Below are 19342 nucleotides of genomic sequence, written 5' to 3' on the forward strand. Positions count from 1 at the left end.
TCCGCTACTCTGTGAAATCGAGAAGGACGGTTAATCGCCGACCACTTGGGTATGAGGTGAAGCTATGTTAAACCGCGAGCTCGAAGTCACCCTCAATTTAGCCTTCAAGGAGGCTCGTTCGAAACGTCATGAATTCATGACCGTCGAACATCTCCTGTTGGCCCTATTGGATAATGAGGCTGCCGCCACCGTTTTGCGTGCCTGCGGCGCAAACCTCGACAAACTCAAGCATGACCTGCAGGAGTTCATCGACTCCACCACGCCGCTGATCCCCGTACATGACGAGGATCGCGAGACCCAACCCACCCTGGGCTTCCAGCGTGTTCTGCAGCGTGCTGTCTTTCACGTACAGAGCTCGGGCAAACGCGAAGTGACTGGCGCCAACGTGCTGGTCGCAATCTTCAGTGAGCAAGAAAGCCAGGCAGTGTTCCTGCTGAAACAGCAGAGCGTTGCGCGCATTGATGTCGTCAACTACATCGCCCATGGCATTTCCAAAGTACCGGGGCACGGCGATCACTCTGAAGGTGAGCAAGATATGCAGGACGACGAGGGCGGTGAGTCTTCTTCTTCAGGCAATCCTCTGGATGCTTATGCCAGCAACCTCAACGAACTCGCGCGCCAGGGTCGCATCGATCCACTGGTAGGCCGTGAGATGGAAGTCGAGCGTGTCGCGCAGATCCTGGCGCGTCGTCGCAAAAACAATCCGCTGCTGGTGGGCGAAGCAGGCGTGGGTAAAACCGCGATTGCCGAAGGCCTGGCCAAGCGCATTGTCGACAACCAGGTACCGGACCTGCTGGCCAACAGCGTGGTGTACTCCCTTGACCTCGGCGCCTTGCTGGCCGGGACCAAATACCGCGGTGATTTCGAGAAGCGCTTCAAGGCGTTGCTCAATGAGCTGAAAAAACGTCCGCAGGCCATCCTGTTCATCGACGAGATCCACACCATCATTGGTGCGGGTGCCGCGTCGGGTGGCGTCATGGATGCCTCGAACCTGCTCAAACCGTTGCTGTCGTCCGGCGATATCCGCTGCATCGGTTCGACCACGTTCCAGGAATTCCGCGGGATCTTCGAGAAGGACCGTGCTTTGGCTCGGCGCTTCCAGAAGGTCGATGTGTCCGAGCCTTCGGTCGAAGACACCATCAGCATCCTGCGCGGCCTGAAAGGGCGTTTCGAAACGCACCACGGCATCGAATACAGCGATGAAGCGTTGCGTGCAGCAGCAGAGCTGGCCTCGCGCTACATCAATGACCGGCACATGCCGGACAAGGCCATCGACGTTATCGACGAAGCCGGTGCCTACCAGCGCCTGCAACCAATCGAGAAGCGCGTGAAACGCATCGAAGTGCCTCAGGTCGAGGACATCGTGGCGAAAATCGCGCGGATTCCGCCTAAGCACGTCACCAGCTCCGACAAAGAGCTGCTGCGTAACCTTGAGCGTGACCTGAAGCTGACCGTATTTGGCCAGGATGCCGCAATCGACTCGTTGTCGACCGCGATCAAACTGTCCCGTGCCGGCCTCAAGTCGCCTGACAAGCCTGTCGGTTCATTCCTGTTCGCCGGTCCTACCGGTGTCGGTAAAACCGAAGCGGCGCGTCAGTTGGCCAAGGCGCTGGGCATCGAACTGGTTCGCTTCGACATGTCCGAGTACATGGAGCGCCACACCGTATCGCGTCTGATCGGTGCGCCTCCAGGTTATGTCGGGTTCGATCAGGGCGGTCTGCTGACCGAAGCCATTACCAAGCAGCCTCACTGCGTGTTGTTGCTCGATGAAATCGAGAAGGCGCATCCGGAAGTCTTTAACTTGCTTCTGCAGGTCATGGACCACGGTACGCTGACCGATAACAACGGGCGCAAGGCGGATTTCCGTAACGTGATCGTCATTATGACTACCAACGCCGGTGCCGAAACTGCAGCTCGCGCTTCGATTGGTTTCACCCATCAGGATCATTCGTCTGATGCGATGGAAGTGATCAAGAAGAGCTTCACGCCAGAGTTCCGCAACCGTCTGGACACCATTATTCAGTTTGGTCGCCTCAGTCATGAGGTTATCAAAAGCGTGGTGGACAAGTTCCTTACCGAGCTTCAGGCGCAACTGGAAGACAAGCGCGTGCAGTTGGAGGTGACCGATGCGGCGCGCAGTTGGCTGGCAGCGGGTGGCTATGATTCGGCGATGGGTGCTCGACCAATGGCGCGTTTGATTCAGGATAAGATCAAGCGTCCGCTGGCGGAGGAGATTCTGTTTGGCGAACTGGCTGACCATGGTGGTGTGGTTCATATCGATCTCAAGGATGGCGAGCTGACCTTTGAGTTTGAGACCACGGCAGAAATGGCCTGACGGTTGTTGCTGTAAAGCTGAAGGCGCCGAAAGGCGTCTTTTTGCTGTGTGGGGTTTGGTGTTTGTGTGCATATCCGTTGCTGCGGTAACGGCTGATTAGGGTTTCGCCCTTACGGCGAGTCCCTTTTGGCAAACGCCCCAAAAGGAACCAAAAGGTCTCGCCCCGGCGTCCGGCCCCTCGCTTAGGCTCGGCGTTCCTTCGTTCCGGTATTCATCTGGGGGCATCGCCTACGGTCGGCTTCGCTTCGACCTCCTCTCGATGTGTGCGGCTTCGCCGCACGGCGCTACGCGCCCACCCCCAGATGAACACCTCCACTCAGCCTCCCGAAGGGGCGGGCACAGCAAGATCAAAAGCTGCAGGCGAGCTAACGCTCGGCCTGTTGAGTGGTGAGAGGCGGGTGGCGTGACCCCCTCTGTAGGAGCGAGGCTTGCCCGCGAAGGCGGCCTGATGGTCGACTCATCTCTTTCAGGGGTACTGATACCTGAGTTGCCGAAGCTACGATCTTTTGATTCGGGCCCAACCCCGGATATTACTGTGGCTGTGGCTGTGGCTGTGGCTGTGGCTGTGGCTGTGGCTGTGGCTGTGGCTGTGGCTGTGGCTGTGGCTGTGGCTGTGGCTGTGGCTTTTGACGTTGATTTTGATGTTGACCTTGATCTTGACCTTGATCTCTCGCCCCTTCGGCAGGCCGAGCGTAGGTGTTCATCAGGGGGTTAGGCGCGTAGCGCCGTGCGGCGAAGCCGCACACATCGAGAGGAGGTCGTCGCGAAGCAGACCGTAGGCGATGCCCCCTGATGGACACCGTAGCGAGGGTACATCGAGCGAAGCGAGGTGCCGTACGCCGGGGCGAAGCCTTTTGCTTACTTTTCGGCGTCTGGAAAAGTGAGTCGCTGTAAGAGCGAAACCGCCAGCCGCCATCACCGCAGCAACGGATATTCACACAACCCTCAAACCCCAATCAGCCCTCACCGCAGAAACGGATATACACACAAATCCCCAAACCGCAGACACAAAAACGCCCGGCATAACCGGGCGTTTTGTATTGACTTGATTAACGAGCGCGGTAAGTAATGCGCCCTTTGCTCAAGTCATAGGGCGTCAGCTCGACGCGCACTTTGTCACCGGTAAGAATACGAATGTAGTTCTTGCGCATCTTGCCGGAAATATGCGCGGTTACGACGTGCCCATTTTCCAACTCCTCACGAAACATGGTGTTGGGCAGGGTGTCGACGACAGTGCCTTCCATTTCGAAGCTGTCTTCTTTCGACATGCAGTAAAGCCCTCGGTATCCAATGAATGGCCCGGTGCAACTGCGCCAGGCAAAAGCGGCGTGCATTGTGCCCGAAAAATGGGGTTTACGCCAAGCGGTTTACGGATTGCCTTAGTTCAAGACAACCCAGCGCTGATTAATCAGCAGTTCGATGGGGCGATACTGGGTCTTGTAGTTCATCTTTTTGCAGTTCTTGATCCAGTAGCCGAGGTAAACCGCTTCCAGCCCCAGCCGCTGGGCTTCGCCGATTTGCCAGAGGATGGCGTAGCGTCCGAGGCTGCGATGGTCCTCGGCGGGTTCATAGAAGGTGTAGACCGCCGACAGGCCGTTGGGCAGCAAATCGGTCACCGCTACCGCGACCAACCGTCCGTCGAGACGAAACTCGTAGAACCGGGAAAACGGCAGATCACGCACCAGGAACGTCGAAAACTGATCGCGGCTTGGCGGGTACATGTCGCCGTCGGCGTGACGCTGTTCGATATAGCGTTGATAAAGATCGAAATACTCTTCGCTGAACTTGGGCCGGGCCGGGCGTACCTGCAAGTCGGCGTTGCGCTTGAAAATGCGTTTCTGCTGACGGTTGGGTGAAAACTGAGCCACGGGAATGCGCGCGGGGACGCACGCATTGCAATTCTGGCAATGAGGCCGATAGAGATGATCGCCGCTGCGACGAAAGCCCATTTCCGACAGGTCTGCGTAGACATGCACATCCATGGGCTGGCTAGGGTCGAGAAACAGGGTCGTGGCCTGCTCCTCGGGCAGATAGCTGCAAGAGTGGGGCTGAGTGGCATAGAACTTCAAACGCGCCAACTCGGTCATGATCAACCCTCGGGATAAACTTTAAATAAGTGTAAGCCACCCGCGCAAAAGTCGCTCAGCAAACCCAAGTGGCGCGATTGGGTTGATCCAGGTGTTGCGCCAGATATCCGGCAAACTCGTTGCGCGGTATCGCCCGGGCGCCGAGGCTGTGCAAGTGGTCGGTGGGCATCTGGCAATCGATCAGCACAAAGCCTGAGTCTTTCAGATGTCGCACCAATGTGGCAAAGCCATATTTGGACGCGTTGTCGGCGCGGCTGAACATCGACTCACCAAAAAACAGCTGACCCATGGCCAGGCCGTACAGCCCGCCGACCAGTTCGCCCTGGTCCCAGACTTCCACCGAATGGGCGTAGCCGCGCCGGTGCAGTTCCAGGTAGGCGTCCTGCATGGCTTCGGTGATCCAGGTGCCGTCGGCGTATTCCCGCGGTGCGGCGCAGGCGCTGATGACCGCAGCAAAATCCTGATCGAAGGTCACTTGATAGCGTTGCTGGCGCAGCAATTTGCCCAGGCTGCGAGAGACGTGCAGTTCGTCGGGAAACAGAACCGTGCGCGGATCCGGTGACCACCAGAGGATCGGCTGGCCTTCGGAAAACCAGGGGAAGCAGCCGTGGCGATACGCCTGGACCAGCCGATCGGCGGACAGATCACCGCCCGCCGCCAACAGTCCGTTGGGATCGCGCATGGCTTTTTCCAGGGGCGGAAAAGTCAGGGTGTTGCGTTGTAACCAAGTCAGCATGGCATCCGGGCTTGCAGTAGGGGAGGGCGGTGGCGGGCAGCGGGGCCCGCCGTGAAGTGGGCTTCAAACGGTCGGAATATCGTCGAGGTATTTCTCGGCGTCCAGTGCGGCCATGCAACCGGCCCCGGCAGAGGTCACGGCCTGGCGGTAAACGTGATCGGCCACGTCGCCGGCGGCGAACACGCCCGGGATTTCAGTGGCGGTGGCGTCGCCTTCATTGCCACCCCTGATCAGCAGATAGCCGTCACGCATGGGCAACTGGCCCTGAAACAGGTCGGTGTTGGGCTTGTGGCCGATGGCGATGAACACGCCGGCCAGTGGCAGTTCAGTGGTTTCGCCGGTATGGCTGTCGCGCAGCCGAGCGCCCGTCACGCCGCTGGCATCGCCCAGCACCTCGTCGAGGTTCTGGTTCCAGTGCAGGCGGATATTGCCGTTGGCGGCTTTCTCGAACAGTTTGTCCTGGAGAATCTTCTCCGAGCGCAGCTTGTCCCGTCGGTGCACCAGATGCACTTCCTTGGCGATGTTCGACAGGTACAGCGCTTCCTCAACGGCGGTGTTGCCGCCGCCGACCACGGCGACCACCTGATTGCGGTAGAAGAAGCCGTCGCACGTCGCGCAGGCCGAAACCCCTTTGCCGGCAAAGGCTTCTTCCGAAGGCAGGCCCAGGTATTGCGCCGAAGCGCCGGTGGCGATAATCAGCGCGTCGCAGGTGTAGGTGCCGCTGTCGCCGATGAGTTCGAAAGGGCGTTGCTGCAACTTGGCGGTGTGGATGTGGTCGTAAACGATCTCTGTGTCAAAGCGCTCGGCGTGTTTTTGCATGCGTTCCATCAGCACCGGGCCAGTGAGGCCTTCGACGTCGCCGGGCCAGTTGTCGACTTCGACGGTGGTGGTGAGCTGGCCACCTGCCTGTATGCCGGTAATGACCACTGGTTTGAGGTTGGCGCGGGCGGCATAAACGGCGGCGCTGTAACCGGCGGGGCCGGAACCCAGAATGATCAGGCGTGAATGCTTAGCTTCGCTCATAAAAACACCTCATAAGCCTTTGTCACAAAAGAGAATGCGTGCTCAAATTGAACCGTGTGTCATGTGCTTTTGGCTATGCTACACCCAAGGGCCGCAAGCATGGCATCGGGCGAACAAACCCGTACAATGCCTGCTTGTAACAGCGCTTGTAATAAAAAAGCAGTGCTTGCCCTGTTTTGAAACACCGGGGTGCAGTGTTAAAAGTAGTCCCAGTTGCACCTGTTAACTTTTTTACCTGCCTGGATTGGGCAGTTTTTATAGTCATTCAACAGATGGACGCGCCATAGGCGCAGGAAAAGTAGCGTTTTGAAGAAATCCACCGCAGCACCTAAACCAGCCGTCGTTCCGCTCTGGCGCCAGCATTTGCACTACCGACTCAAGGAAGGTGCATTGATCGCCATCGGCGCCTTGTGCCTGTTCCTGATGATGGCCTTGCTGACCTATGGCAAGGACGATCCGGGCTGGAGCCATAACAGCAAGATCGACGACGTGCAGAATTTCGGCGGTCCGGTGGGCTCCTACAGCGCCGATATCCTGTTCATGGTGCTGGGTTACTTCGCCTACATCTTCCCGCTGCTGCTGGCGGTCAAAATCTACCAGATCTTCCGTCAACGCCACGAACCGTGGCAGTGGAGCGGCTGGCTGTTCTCCTGGCGCCTGATCGGCCTGGTGTTCCTGGTGCTGTCGGGCGCGGCGCTGGCGCATATCCATTTCCATGCGGCGACCGGTCTTCCGGCCGGCGCAGGTGGCGCGTTGGGCGAAAGCCTCGGCGACCTGGCCCGCAATGCCCTGAACATCCAGGGCAGCACGCTGTTGTTCATCGCCCTGTTCCTGTTCGGCCTGACCGTGTTCACCGACCTGTCGTGGTTCAAGGTGATGGACCTCACTGGCAAGATCACCCTCGACCTGTTCGAACTGTTCCAGGGCGCAGCCAATCGCTGGTGGGCCGCCCGTGTCGAACGCAAGCAATTGGTCGCCCAGTTGCGTGAAGTCGACGACCGCGTGCATGACGTAGTGGCGCCGACCGTGACCGATAAACGCGAGCAGGCCAAGGTCAAGGAACGCCTGATCGAACGCGAACAAGCCCTGAGCAAGCACATGTCGGACCGCGAGAAGCAGGTTCCGCCCGTGATTGCGCCAGCGCCGTCCAAACCGGCCGCGCCGAGCAAGCGCGTGGAGAAAGAGAAACAGGCGCCGTTGTTCGTCGACAGCGCCGTGGAAGGCACCTTGCCGCCGATCTCGATTCTCGATCCTGCGGAAAAGAAACAACTCAATTACTCGCCCGAATCCCTGGCTGCGGTTGGCCATTTGCTGGAAATCAAGCTCAAGGAATTCGGCGTCGAAGTCACCGTGGATTCGATTCACCCCGGCCCGGTAATTACCCGTTACGAAATCCAGCCGGCCGCTGGCGTCAAAGTCAGCCGCATCTCCAATCTTGCGAAAGACCTGGCGCGTTCCCTGGCCGTGACCAGCGTGCGGGTGGTAGAAGTGATTCCGGGCAAGACCACCGTCGGTATCGAGATTCCCAACGAAGACCGGCAGATCGTGCGCTTCTCCGAAGTGCTGTCATCGCCTGAGTACGACAACTTCAAATCGCCGGTCACCCTGGCCCTGGGCCACGACATCGGCGGCAAGCCGGTCATCACCGACCTGGCGAAAATGCCCCACTTGCTGGTGGCCGGTACGACCGGTTCCGGTAAGTCGGTGGGTGTGAACGCGATGATCCTGTCGATCCTGTTCAAGTCTGGCCCGGAAGACGCCAAGCTGATCATGATCGACCCGAAAATGCTTGAGTTGTCGATCTACGAAGGCATTCCGCACTTGCTCTGCCCGGTGGTCACCGACATGAAGGACGCGGCCAACGCTCTGCGCTGGAGCGTGGCGGAGATGGAGCGTCGCTACAAATTGATGGCGAAGATGGGCGTGCGTAACCTGTCGGGCTTCAACCAGAAGGTCAAGGATGCGGAGGAGGCGGGTACGCCGCTGTCCGATCCGCTGTACAAGCGCGAAAGCATCCACGACGAAGCACCGCTGCTGCACAAACTGCCGACCATCGTGGTGGTCGTCGACGAATTCGCCGACATGATGATGATCGTCGGCAAGAAGGTTGAAGAGCTGATCGCGCGTATCGCCCAGAAGGCCCGTGCGGCCGGTATCCACTTGATCCTCGCGACCCAGCGTCCGTCGGTTGACGTGATCACCGGTCTGATCAAGGCCAACATTCCTACGCGCATGGCGTTCCAGGTATCGAGCAAGATCGACTCCCGGACCATCATCGACCAGGGTGGCGCCGAACAACTGCTGGGCCACGGTGACATGCTCTACATGCCGCCGGGCACCAGTCTGCCGATCCGGGTTCACGGCGCGTTCGTGTCCGATGACGAAGTTCACCGGGTGGTTGAAGCCTGGAAACTGCGCGGTGCACCGGAATACAACGACGAGATCCTGGCCGGTGTCGAAGAGCCGGGTAGCGGCTTTGAAGGCGGCAGCGGCGGCGATGAAGACAGCGAGTCCGACGCGCTCTACGACGAAGCCGTGCAGTTCGTACTGGAAAGCCGTCGCGCTTCCATCTCGGCGGTTCAGCGCAAGCTGAAAATCGGCTACAACCGCGCTGCGCGCATGATCGAAGCCATGGAAATGGCCGGGGTCGTGACGTCCATGAACACCAACGGTTCGCGCGAAGTCCTGGCCCCTGGCCCGGTGCGCGACTGATTGAACTGAAAAGCGGTGGAGCAATGACGCACCGCCGCATCCCCACGCATATCAAGAGGACTCCCATGCGTCTTATCCGCATGCTGTTGCTGCCGGTACTGGCTTTGACCACACTCTCGGCCCACGCCGATGACAAGGACGTGGCGCGCCTGACCCAATTGCTGGAAACATCCAAGACCCTGACCGCGCGTTTCTCGCAGCTGACCCTGGATGGCAGCGGCACCCAATTGCAGGAAACCGCTGGCGACATGTCGCTGCAGCGTCCGGGCCTGTTCTACTGGCACACCAATGCGCCGGCTGAACAAACCATGGTGTCCGACGGCAAGAAAGTCACCCTGTGGGACCCGGACCTGGAACAGGTCACCATCAAGACCCTCGACCTGCGCCTGACCCAGACCCCGGCCTTGCTGCTGTCCGGTGACGTGTCCAAGATCAGCCAGAGCTTCGACATCAGCGCCAAGGAAGCCGGCGGCGTGATCGACTTCACCTTGAAGCCGAAAACCAAGGACACCCTGTTCGACAGCCTGCGCCTGTCGTTCCGCAATGGCCTGGTCAATGACATGCAATTGATCGACAGCGTCGGTCAGCGCACCAACATCCTGTTCACCGGTGTGAAGGCCAACGAGCCGATCCCGGCGTCCAAGTTCAAGTTCGACATCCCCAAGGGTGCGGACGTGATCCAGGAATAAACCGCAAGCCCCTGTAGGAGCGAAGCTCGCTCGCGAAAGCGGTGTGTCAGTCGCCGTGAATATCGTCTGGAACACCGCTTTCGCGAGCAAGCTTCGCTCCTACAAGGGCTAGAGAATCAGTGAGGTTTCAGAGGTAGTGATGGACCTGTTTCGCAGTGCCCCGATTGCTCAACCCTTGGCCGCTCGCCTGCGCGCAGCCAATCTGGATGAGTACGTCGGTCAGGAACACCTGCTCGCTCGCGGCAAGCCCTTGCGTGAAGCGCTGGAGCAGGGTGCCCTGCACTCGATGATCTTCTGGGGGCCGCCGGGCGTGGGCAAAACCACCCTGGCGCGGTTGCTGGCGGAAGTCTCGGATGCGCATTTTGAAACGGTGTCGGCGGTGTTGGCCGGAGTGAAGGAAATCCGTCAGGCGGTGGAAATCGCCAAGCAGCAGGCCGGCCAGTACGGCAAGCGCACCATCCTGTTTGTCGACGAAGTGCACCGCTTCAACAAGTCCCAGCAGGACGCGTTCCTGCCGTATGTGGAAGACGGCACGCTGATTTTCATCGGCGCGACCACCGAAAACCCATCCTTCGAACTCAACAACGCCTTGCTCTCACGGGCGCGCGTCTACGTGCTCAAAAGCCTCGACGAAGCGGCCCTGCGCAAACTGGTGCACCGCGCGCTGACCGAAGAGCGTGGTCTTGGCAAACGGCAGCTGACTCTTAGCGATGAAGGCTTCCAGATGCTGCTGTCCGCTGCCGATGGTGATGGCCGGCGTCTGCTCAATCTGCTGGAAAATGCTTCCGACCTGGCCGAAGACGACAGCGAGATAGGCATTGATCTGCTGCAAAGTCTGCTCGGCGATACCCGTCGGCGTTTCGACAAGGGCGGCGAAGCGTTCTACGACCAGATTTCCGCATTGCATAAATCCGTGCGTGGCTCCAACCCCGACGGCGCGTTGTACTGGTTCGCGCGCATGATCGACGGCGGTTGCGATCCGCTGTACCTGGCTCGGCGCGTGGTGCGCATGGCCAGCGAAGACATCGGCAACGCCGACCCTCGCGCCCTGAGCCTGTGCCTGGCGGCGTGGGAAGTGCAAGAGCGCCTCGGCAGTCCCGAAGGCGAGTTGGCGGTGGCCCAGGCCATCACCTACCTGGCTTGCGCGCCGAAAAGCAACGCGGTGTACATGGGTTTCAAAGCCGCGATGCGCAGCGCCACCGAGCACGGTTCGCTGGAAGTGCCGCTGCACTTGCGCAATGCGCCGACCAAGCTGATGAAGCAATTGGGTTACGGCGATGAATATCGCTATGCGCACGATGAGCCGGACGCGTATGCCGCCGGCGAAGACTACTTCCCGGAAGAGCTCGAACCACAGCCGTTCTATCAACCGGTGCCGCGTGGCCTGGAATTGAAGATCGGCGAGAAGCTCAACCACCTCGCGCAACTTGATCGTCTGAGCCCCCGGCAGCGGAGAAAATAGTGCTTCCATTGATTGTTGCGGTTTCCGTCGGCGGGATCGCCGGCACGCTGTTGCGCTTCGCCACCGGCAACTGGATCAACGCTAATTGGCCGCGGCACTTCTATACCGCGACGCTGGCCGTTAATATCGTCGGCTGTTTGCTGATCGGCGTTCTATACGGTCTGTTTTTGATACGCCCGGAGGTGCCGATCGAGGTGCGCGCCGGGTTGATGGTCGGCTTCCTCGGGGGGCTGACGACTTTTTCATCCTTTTCACTGGATACGGTGCGCCTGCTTGAAAGCGGGCAAGTGCCGCTGGCCCTGGGCTATGCTGCCATCAGCGTATTCGGCGGGCTGCTCGCCACCTGGGCTGGCCTGTCCTTGACCAAACTTTGATAAACGAGAGACCGACATGCTCGATTCCAAACTGTTACGTAGCAACCTTCAGGACGTAGCGGACCGCCTGGCATCCCGTGGCTATACGCTGGATGTTGCGCGCATCGAAGCGCTGGAAGAACAGCGCAAGACCGTCCAGACCCGCACCGAAGCACTGCAGGCTGAACGTAATGCGCGCTCCAAATCCATCGGTCAGGCCAAGCAGCGCGGCGAAGACATCGCGCCGTTGATGGCAGACGTCGAGCGCATGGCGAACGAATTGAGCGCCGGCAAGGTTGAACTGGACCAGATCCAGACCGACCTGGACTCGATCCTGCTCGGTATCCCGAACCTGCCGCATGAATCCGTACCTATCGGCGCAGACGAAGACGGCAACGTCGAAGTGCGCCGCTGGGGCACCCCGACTGCTTTCGATTTCCCGATTCAGGACCACGTGGCCCTGGGCGAGAAGTTCGGTTGGCTGGACTTTGAAACCGCCGCCAAGCTGTCCGGCGCACGCTTTGCCTTGCTGCGTGGCCCGATCGCCCGTCTGCACCGCGCTCTGGCGCAGTTCATGATCAACCTGCACACCAGCGAACACGGTTACGAAGAGGCCTACACGCCTTATCTGGTTCAAGCGCCAGCCCTGCAAGGCACTGGCCAGTTGCCGAAATTCGAAGAAGACCTGTTCAAGATCAGCCGCGAAGGCGAAGCCGATCTGTACCTGATCCCGACCGCCGAAGTGTCGCTGACCAACATCGTTGCCGGTGAAATCGTCGATTCGAAACTGCTGCCGATCAAGTTCGTTGCCCACACCCCGTGCTTCCGCAGTGAAGCCGGTGCGTCGGGTCGCGATACGCGCGGCATGATCCGTCAGCACCAGTTCGACAAAGTCGAGATGGTCCAGATCGTTGAGCCATCGACTTCGATGGAAGCGCTGGAAAGCCTGACCGCCAACGCCGAGAAAGTCCTGCAACTGCTGGAACTGCCTTATCGCACCCTGGCGCTGTGCACCGGCGACATGGGCTTCAGCGCGGTCAAGACGTACGACCTGGAAGTGTGGATTCCGAGCCAGGACAAGTACCGCGAAATCTCGTCGTGCTCCAACTGCGGCGATTTCCAGGCGCGTCGTATGCAAGCGCGTTTCCGTAACCCGGAAACCGGCAAGCCTGAACTGGTGCACACCTTGAACGGTTCCGGCCTGGCGGTCGGTCGTACCCTGGTGGCGGTGCTGGAAAACTACCAGCAGGCCGACGGTTCGATCCGTGTGCCAGCCGTACTGAAGCCGTACATGGGTGGCCTTGAGGTCATCGGCTAAATGGACTATCTGCCGCTGTTTCATAACCTGCGCGGCAGTCGTGTGTTGGTCGTCGGCGGCGGGGAGATTGCCTTGCGCAAGTCCCGCCTGCTGGCCGAAGCCGGTGCGCTGCTGCGGGTGGTCGCACCTGAAATAGAACCGCAATTGCGCGAACTGGTGACCGGCAGCGGTGGCGAGTGCCTGTTGCGTGGCTACCTCGAAACGGATCTGGACGGTTGCGGGCTGATCATCGCCGCTACCGACGACGAACCGCTGAACGCGCAAGTCTCCGCCGACGCCCATCGGCGTTGCGTGCCGGTCAACGTGGTGGATGCGCCAGCCCTGTGCAGCGTGATCTTCCCGGCGATTGTCGACCGTTCGCCGCTGATTGTTGCGATCTCCAGCGGCGGCGATGCGCCGGTGCTGGCGCGGCTGATCCGCGCGAAAATCGAAACCTGGATTCCTTCCACCTACGGTCAACTGGCGGGTCTGGCGGCGCGTTTCCGCAATCAGGTCAAAGGCCTGTTGCCGGATGTGCAGCAGCGTCGGGCATTCTGGGAAGATGTTTTCCAAGGGCCTATTGCCGACCGGCAACTGGCCGGGCAGGGCGCGGAAGCCGAGCGCTTGCTGCTGGCGAAAATCGCTGGTGAGCCGCCGACAAAAACCGGTGAAGTGTATTTGGTCGGTGCCGGCCCGGGTGATCCGGACCTGCTGACCTTCCGCGCTTTACGTCTGATGCAACAAGCTGACGTGGTGCTCTACGACCGCTTGGTGGCTCCGGCGATTCTGGATTTGTGCCGTCGCGATGCCGAACGGGTCTACGTCGGCAAACGTCGTGCCGATCACGCCGTGCCGCAGGATCAGATCAACAAGCAATTGGTGGATCTGGCCAAGGCCGGTAAACGCGTGGTGCGATTGAAGGGCGGTGATCCGTTCATCTTCGGCCGTGGCGGTGAAGAGATCGAAGAACTGGCAGCTCATGGCATTCCGTTCCAGGTTGTGCCGGGCATTACGGCGGCCAGTGGTTGCGCGGCGTATGCCGGGATTCCGCTGACGCACCGTGATTACGCGCAATCGGTGCGATTTGTCACCGGGCATCTGAAGGACGGCTCCACCGATTTGCCTTGGGCTGACTTGGTTGCGCCAGCGCAAACCCTGGTGTTCTACATGGGCCTGGTGGGCTTGCCGATCATCTGCGAGCAGTTGATCAAGCATGGTCGCGCCTCCGATACCCCGGCGGCGTTGATTCAGCAGGGCACCACGGTCAATCAGCGGGTGTTTACCGGCACGTTGGCCGATCTTCCGCAGATGGTGGCGGAGCATGAAGTGCATGCACCGACGCTGGTGATTGTTGGAGAAGTGGTGCAACTGCGCGAGAAACTGGCGTGGTTTGAAGGCGCTCAGGCGCAGGTCTGATAGACCGAGTCGCCCCATTCGCGGGCAAGCCTCGCTCCTACAAAATCATGGTGACCTGTAGGAGCGAGGCTTGCCCGCGAAGAGGCCCTCAAAATCGAAATAAGGCTCGAATCAGACGTTGTTATTACGCCAAACCCCTTTCCCACTCAACAGCGCCCGATCATGGGCCGCTGTGAAATCCTGCGCCGGACCTTTCGGCACGACACCCGTTGGGTTGATGGTCTTGTGGCTGCCGTAGTAGTGATTCTTGATGTGCTCAAAATCCACCGTCTCGGCAATCCCCGGCCACTGGTACAACTCGCGCAACCAGTTCGACAGATTCGGATAATCGGCAATCCGCCGCAGGTTGCACTTGAAGTGCCCGTAATACACCGCGTCAAAGCGGATCAGCGTGGTGAACAACCGAATGTCCGCTTCCGTCAGGTATTCGCCAACCAAATAGCGGTTCTCGCCCAGTAACAATTCCAGTCGATCCAGCTCCGCAAACACATCATCGAACGCTTCTTCATACGCCTGCTGCGACGTGGCGAACCCGGCGCGGTATACGCCGTTGTTCACGGCCGGATAAATCCGATCATTCAAAGCATCGATCTCGCCGCGCAACGGCGCCGGGTAGAAATCCAGGTCATTGCCGGTCAAGTCATCGAACGCGCTGTTGAACATGCGGATGATCTCCGCTGATTCATTGCTGACGATGCGCTGCTGCTGTTTGTCCCACAGCACAGGCACAGTGACGCGGCCGGTGTAGTCGGCGGTGTCGGCGGTGTAGCGCTGATGCATGAAGTTGAAGTGATCGAGCTTGTCGCCGGTGGAGCCGAGGTTCTTGTCGAAGGTCCAGCCGTTTTCCAGCATCAACCAACTGACCACGGACACATCGATCAGGGATTCGAGGCCTTTGAGTTTGCGCAGGATCAGCGTGCGGTGCGCCCACGGGCAGGCGAGCGACACGTAGAGGTGATAGCGACCAGCCTCGGCGGCGAAACCACCGATACCGCTCGGGCCAGGTTGGCCATCAGCGGTCACCCAGTTGCGGCGCTGCGCCTGCTCGCGCTGGAACGCGCCGTCCTTGCTGCTTTCGTACCACTGGTCGTGCCAGCGGCCTTCAACTAACAAACCCATTTCAAGACTCCTCAACCAATAAGCGTTGGAGAGGAGTCTATGCGCATAGGTTCGATAAAATAGCGCAAAGGTTGGGCGGTTATGATCGGTTAAATCGATCTGTCCCGCGCATCCCAGTAGTGCTGGGCGGTTTCGAAGGCTTGTTCGCGGGTCTGACCGAGGCCGCGCATGGCCAGGGCTATGGTCGAAATCAGCGCCATTTGCGGGTAGCTGTCGACCACATCACCACGCCATACGGCTTTCAGATGCTCAGGATCAAGACTCGCCGGTTTGACGTGGCGCTGCGCCGACAACTGCGGCCATTCCTCGTCCCAGCTCTCGCCGCCGGTGGTGCCGTACAAATGACTGTCGGCGTCCGGGTTGATCTCGATTTCGCCGCCATCGCCCTTGACCACAATCGCAGTGTCGCCGAGCAAGCCGCTGGCATCACGATGCACGGCTTGATAGCCCGGATGGAAAATACTTTGCAGGCCACAGCGCGCGCCCAACGGATTGAGGATGCGCGTGAGGGAGTGGATCGGCGAACGCAGGCCCAAGGTATTGCGCAGGTCGATCATGCGCTGAAGCTGCGGCGCCCAATCCACCAGCGGCATAAATGCCAGACCGCCGTTATCCAGCGCTTCACCCACCTGTTGCCAGTCGCGACACAGCGGGATCTTCAATTGTTCCAGCAGTTGCTCGCTGTACAGCCGACCCGCCGTGTGCGCGCCGCCGCCGTGCATGAAAATCCGCACACCGTTTTGCGCCAGGCACTTGGCGGCCAGCAGATACCACGGCAGATGACGCTTCTTGCCGGCATACGTCGGCCAATCCAGGTCGACCTGCAAGGCCGGGGGCTGCAACCGTTCACGCAAGGCTTCGGTAAACCCGGCCATTTCCTCGGCGCTTTCTTCCTTGTGCCGCAACAGCATCAGGAAGGCGCCGAGTTGGGTGTCCTCGACCTTGTCGTCCAGCACGAAACCCATGGCTTCCCGGGCTTCGTCGCGGGTCAGGTCACGGGCGCCGCGCTTGCCTTTGCCGAGGATGCGCACGAACTGGGCGAACGGGTGCTCGGCGGGCGTTTCGAGGGTCAGTGCAGGAAAGTCGGTCATAAGCAATTCGTCGGTTTGGGCAGGCCCGCCAGTTTTGCGGCGAGTTTGGCAGGGGTGCCTTTGAACAGTCGGTTCAGGTGCAGGCTGTTGCCTTTTTCCGGGCCGAGCTTCAACGCGGTGTACTTGATCAGCGGCCGGGTCGCCGGGGACAACTGGAATTCGTCGTAGAAGCTGCGCAGCAGTGCGAGGATTTCCCAGTGCTCGGGGCTCAACTCGATGTCTTCGGCCGCAGCGAGGGCGCTGGCCACTTCGTTGGACCAGTCGCTCAGTTCGACCAGAAAGCCATCCTTGTCCAGCTCGATGGCGCGGGCGCCGACGGTCAGGGAATTCATAGCCAACTGTTGACCTTGTCGTAGTGGATCGACAGTTCGACGAAGGCCGGGTAATCGATGACTTCGGCCCAGTCCGGCACATTCAGCGCCCGGGCCTGGGCGTCTTCGGCCAGCACGAACAGTTTCAGGTTGCGAGCGATCAGCGCATTGAACGGCGCAGTGCCCGGTTGCAAGGCATACGCCGCGTCGCCGGACAGCAGCAGCGCGTCGTTGGCGCCGATCACGCGCAGGCAACTGGACAGGCGATCGTCGCCGAACGGGGAATGAGACAACACATGCAAAGTCGACATCAGAGGGTGATCACCTGGTCGTAACGGTCGATAAGGGCGGTGATTTCGGCGGCGGCCAGCACCTGGGCTTCTTCCAGCGCCAGAGCGCTCGGGTCCAGGCCACGTTCGGCGGCGCTGTCGGCGCAGACAAACAGGTCCTCGACACCAAACATCGGCAGCGCTTGCAGGTTGGCACTCAGGTCTTTCTGTTGCAGCGCCTTGGCGTCCTGTTTCGCGGCGAGCTGGAACACCCCGTCATCAAGAAACAGCAGGCCGATCGGCAAGTCGAACGCGCCGCCGGCCAGCACGATATCCAGCGCTTCCCGCGCGCTAGGGCCGGACCACGGCGCCTGACGGCTGATAATCAACAGGGATTTAGCCATCTCAAGCGCCTCCGAAACAGATCAGGCGATCGGCGTCTTGCACCGCGTCGTGCAACTGACCGAGACCGGACAATTCCCACGGCGTACCGACGGCTACTGCTTCGCGTTGATAGCGCTTGGCTTCTTCATCGTTCAACACACCACGACGCAGGGCGGCGGCGATGCACACCACGCCGTCCAGTTGATGCTCGGCGACAAATGCGCGCCATTGCTTTGGTAAATCCTGTTCATCCTGAGGCGTAACCACGCTGCCGGATGCGTTGTAGACGCCGTCCTGATAGAAAAACAGCCGGACAATCTCATGCCCGCCGGCCAGCGCAGCCTGGGCGAACAGCAAGGCACGGCGCGAGGAGGGCGCATGGGCGGCGGAAAACAGCGCGATGGCGAACTTCATGACGGACTCGATCAGCAAAACTGCGGCCATGATAAAGCTTTATCGCTGAGGCGGCGAAGGGCGTTTGCTCGTGGACCGAGTCGCCACCTTCGCGAGCAGGCTCGCTCCCACAAGGGATGTGAGGGGCACATAAAATCGGAACCCACCACAAAACCCCTGTGGGAGCGAGCCTGCTCGCGAAAGTGGAGTGTCAGGCAACCCAATCAGCGCGGCATATACCCCAACTGCCAACGCCGCGGAATCTTCAACGACAGCAACCCCACCACCCCGGCCAACAACCCGCTGACAAACAGCGCCTTGAGCCCCAGATGATGTTCCAGCACCGCACCGAGGATTGCGCCGGCGAACATACCGGTCCACGGAATCAACTGCACCCGCCAGCCATTGCGCCTTTCGCCGAGCATCCAGCGCCCCAGGCCCCGGCCAAACCGCGACAGAGCACCGGTGACGTAGGTCAGGCCGACGGGCAGGCCGTTCACTTCTTCCACGGCGGCATTGAGCATGCCCATGGCGATGATCGCCGCCAGCAGCGCCGGCAGTTGTTCGTCATACGGCCACGCGGCGGCGCCGCAGAGCAGGGTGGCGATACACAACAGCAATGGCAGCGCCCGACGCCCGCCGAGCCGGCTGACGACAATGCCCAGCGCATTGCCGACGATGAACGTTGCCACAAGAATCAACAGTCGCAGCGTCAGCCCAAAGTCGCCATCACTGATCGCCACGGCGAGGCGGGTGGTGTTGCCGCTCATGAAGGACACGAAGTCGCCGCTGGCCATGAAGCCGATGGCGTCGGTCATGCCGGCGAGCACCGACAATGTGGCGACCAGCGTCATGCCGATGCGCCCACGCCATTTCTGGATATGCAGATGACCCGGGCTGGCCCGGTGAGTCGAGGCGGATGGCAGCATCGGTGCAGGTCGTCCTCAGGCAGCGACCGAAGTGGTCACTTACTCAATCCATATAACTCGCAATACTCCAGCCAGTCCATGCCAGCCATTTCCGCCACTTCCTTGTGCACTTCCATGCGCTGCGCCTGATAGTCCTCGGCGGTGGCGGCGGTCAGTTGCAACGTCAGCTCCCAGGCAAACAAGTCCAGGCGCTCGGCCTCGGCTTCGAAGGCTTCGTGCAAGCGCTCGTCGCGGTACTGGGCCGGGGTTTCACCCTTGGCCTGGGCGAGCAGGGGGTTGAGGTTATCGAGTTCGTGGCGCAATTCCGGGCGCTCATCGAGAAACTTTTTCAGTGCCTGCTCGTGTTGCTGTTCGGTGGCTGCCATGGTCGCTCCTTGCAGGTCAGGTTACGAAGACTGCTTCTTGGCCTTGGCCGCTGCGGCCAGGCATTCGAGGGCGAACTGCTCCGGGTAGGTCATCTGGATCGGCGTGGTTTCGCCCTTGACGGTCCGTTCGCCGTCGAGAATGTAGCGAATCCGCTTGTCGGTGACGCCGATGCGCTTGGCGATCCAGGAAGGGGTCTGACCGATCTGGCTGATCAGCTTGTCCGCGTATTCGGCGGTTGGTTTGTAAAATTCGGCGTTGGGTGTCATGTGGCTTTCCAGAAAAAGAGGTGATGCGCTATTAATTGCGCGACAGGGTGCGCGAATCGTCACGCGGTGTCGCGGTATAAATGAAGTAAAGCAGAACGATACGC

General features: G+C 60.1%; 21 protein-coding genes. 8 read left to right on the forward strand and 13 right to left on the reverse strand.

The genetic code is table 11. From position 1 onward, the window contains the following. The first annotated feature begins 64 nt into the window (after positions 1-64). Complete coding sequence (gene clpA / locus ACIOYV_RS00005; protein ID WP_054053653.1) at positions 65-2335, forward strand: ATP-dependent Clp protease ATP-binding subunit ClpA; 2271 nt, start codon at positions 65-67, stop codon at positions 2333-2335. A gap of 403 nt (positions 2336-2738) precedes the next feature. Then, the gene (locus ACIOYV_RS00010; RefSeq protein ID WP_401319737.1) at positions 2739-3050 is read left to right on the forward strand and encodes a hypothetical protein; all 312 of its coding nucleotides are present in this window, start codon (positions 2739-2741) and stop codon (positions 3048-3050) included. Between the two features lie 334 nt (positions 3051-3384). Here the strand turns inward: ACIOYV_RS00010 and infA are convergent, their stop codons facing one another. The 4 genes from infA to trxB form a co-directional block, all read right to left on the reverse strand. Then, positions 3385-3603, reverse strand: a complete 219-nt coding sequence (gene infA / locus ACIOYV_RS00015; protein WP_401319739.1) for a translation initiation factor IF-1 — start codon at positions 3601-3603, stop codon at positions 3385-3387. Positions 3604-3714: 111 nt separating this feature from the next. Beyond that, complete coding sequence (locus ACIOYV_RS00020) at positions 3715-4422, reverse strand: arginyltransferase (RefSeq protein WP_054053650.1); 708 nt, start codon at positions 4420-4422, stop codon at positions 3715-3717. Between the two features lie 55 nt (positions 4423-4477). After that, a complete protein-coding gene (aat, locus tag ACIOYV_RS00025) occupies positions 4478-5158 on the reverse strand; it encodes a leucyl/phenylalanyl-tRNA--protein transferase (protein ID WP_054614121.1) in 681 nt (226 codons plus the stop codon). Between the two features lie 63 nt (positions 5159-5221). Then, on the reverse strand, positions 5222-6181 hold the full coding sequence (gene trxB, locus ACIOYV_RS00030; protein ID WP_290026485.1) for a thioredoxin-disulfide reductase: 960 nt from the start codon (positions 6179-6181) through the stop codon (positions 5222-5224). 306 nt (positions 6182-6487) lie between these two features. On the opposite strand from trxB, the gene ACIOYV_RS00035 reads away from it, so the two are divergent. The 6 genes from ACIOYV_RS00035 to cysG all read left to right on the forward strand — a co-directional run bounded on the left by ACIOYV_RS00035 (position 6488) and on the right by cysG (position 14110). After that, entirely contained in the window at positions 6488-8893 is a 2406-nt protein-coding gene (locus ACIOYV_RS00035; protein ID WP_083471288.1) for a DNA translocase FtsK, read from the forward strand. A gap of 65 nt (positions 8894-8958) precedes the next feature. After that, positions 8959-9582, forward strand: coding sequence for an outer membrane lipoprotein chaperone LolA (gene lolA, locus ACIOYV_RS00040; protein WP_054053642.1), 624 nt, complete (start codon positions 8959-8961; stop codon positions 9580-9582). A gap of 139 nt (positions 9583-9721) precedes the next feature. Next, positions 9722-11044 carry a replication-associated recombination protein A gene (locus ACIOYV_RS00045; RefSeq protein ID WP_054053640.1) on the forward strand — a complete coding sequence of 441 codons (1323 nt, stop codon included), beginning with the start codon at positions 9722-9724 and terminating at the stop codon, positions 11042-11044. Further along, a complete protein-coding gene (gene crcB / locus ACIOYV_RS00050; protein WP_054053639.1) occupies positions 11044-11418 on the forward strand; it encodes a fluoride efflux transporter CrcB in 375 nt (124 codons plus the stop codon). Before ACIOYV_RS00045 ends, crcB begins: the two co-directional genes overlap by 1 nt. 16 nt (positions 11419-11434) lie before the next feature. After that, entirely contained in the window at positions 11435-12715 is a 1281-nt protein-coding gene (gene serS, locus ACIOYV_RS00055; protein ID WP_163913783.1) for a serine--tRNA ligase, read from the forward strand. Beyond that, positions 12716-14110, forward strand: a complete 1395-nt coding sequence (cysG, locus tag ACIOYV_RS00060) for a siroheme synthase CysG (protein WP_265039479.1) — start codon at positions 12716-12718, stop codon at positions 14108-14110. 111 nt (positions 14111-14221) lie between these two features. On the opposite strand, the gene ACIOYV_RS00065 is transcribed toward cysG, so the two are convergent. The 9 genes from ACIOYV_RS00065 to ACIOYV_RS00105 form a co-directional block, all read right to left on the reverse strand. Continuing rightward, on the reverse strand, positions 14222-15229 hold the full coding sequence (locus tag ACIOYV_RS00065; protein ID WP_401319745.1) for a glutathione S-transferase family protein: 1008 nt from the start codon (positions 15227-15229) through the stop codon (positions 14222-14224). 89 nt (positions 15230-15318) lie between these two features. After that, entirely contained in the window at positions 15319-16320 is a 1002-nt protein-coding gene (locus tag ACIOYV_RS00070; RefSeq protein ID WP_401319747.1) for a glycosyl transferase family protein, read from the reverse strand. Further along, positions 16317-16652, reverse strand: coding sequence for a TusE/DsrC/DsvC family sulfur relay protein (locus ACIOYV_RS00075; RefSeq protein WP_401319750.1), 336 nt, complete (start codon positions 16650-16652; stop codon positions 16317-16319). The genes ACIOYV_RS00070 and ACIOYV_RS00075 overlap by 4 nt, the downstream gene beginning before the upstream one ends. Continuing rightward, positions 16649-16942 (reverse strand): sulfurtransferase complex subunit TusB, encoded by a 294-nt coding sequence (tusB, locus tag ACIOYV_RS00080; protein ID WP_401319752.1) that lies wholly within the window; start codon positions 16940-16942, stop codon positions 16649-16651. Before tusB ends, ACIOYV_RS00075 begins: the two co-directional genes overlap by 4 nt. Then, positions 16942-17304 carry a sulfurtransferase complex subunit TusC gene (tusC, locus tag ACIOYV_RS00085; protein ID WP_054614131.1) on the reverse strand — a complete coding sequence of 121 codons (363 nt, stop codon included), beginning with the start codon at positions 17302-17304 and terminating at the stop codon, positions 16942-16944. The genes tusB and tusC overlap by 1 nt, the downstream gene beginning before the upstream one ends. Position 17305: 1 nt before the next feature. Next, on the reverse strand, positions 17306-17698 hold the full coding sequence (tusD, locus tag ACIOYV_RS00090) for a sulfurtransferase complex subunit TusD (RefSeq protein ID WP_401322513.1): 393 nt from the start codon (positions 17696-17698) through the stop codon (positions 17306-17308). A gap of 203 nt (positions 17699-17901) precedes the next feature. After that, positions 17902-18606: a YoaK family protein gene (locus ACIOYV_RS00095; protein ID WP_163913797.1), complete on the reverse strand. Its 705-nt coding sequence runs from the start codon at positions 18604-18606 to the stop codon at positions 17902-17904. Between the two features lie 35 nt (positions 18607-18641). Then, positions 18642-18971, reverse strand: coding sequence for a DUF6388 family protein (locus tag ACIOYV_RS00100; protein WP_054053622.1), 330 nt, complete (start codon positions 18969-18971; stop codon positions 18642-18644). 21 nt (positions 18972-18992) lie between these two features. Continuing rightward, positions 18993-19238, reverse strand: coding sequence for a hypothetical protein (locus tag ACIOYV_RS00105; protein WP_054053620.1), 246 nt, complete (start codon positions 19236-19238; stop codon positions 18993-18995). Positions 19239-19342: the final 104 nt, after the last annotated feature.

Source organism: Pseudomonas sp. NPDC087342, from assembly GCF_044744265.1.
Classification (GTDB): Bacteria; Pseudomonadota; Gammaproteobacteria; order Pseudomonadales; family Pseudomonadaceae; genus Aquipseudomonas; species Aquipseudomonas nunensis.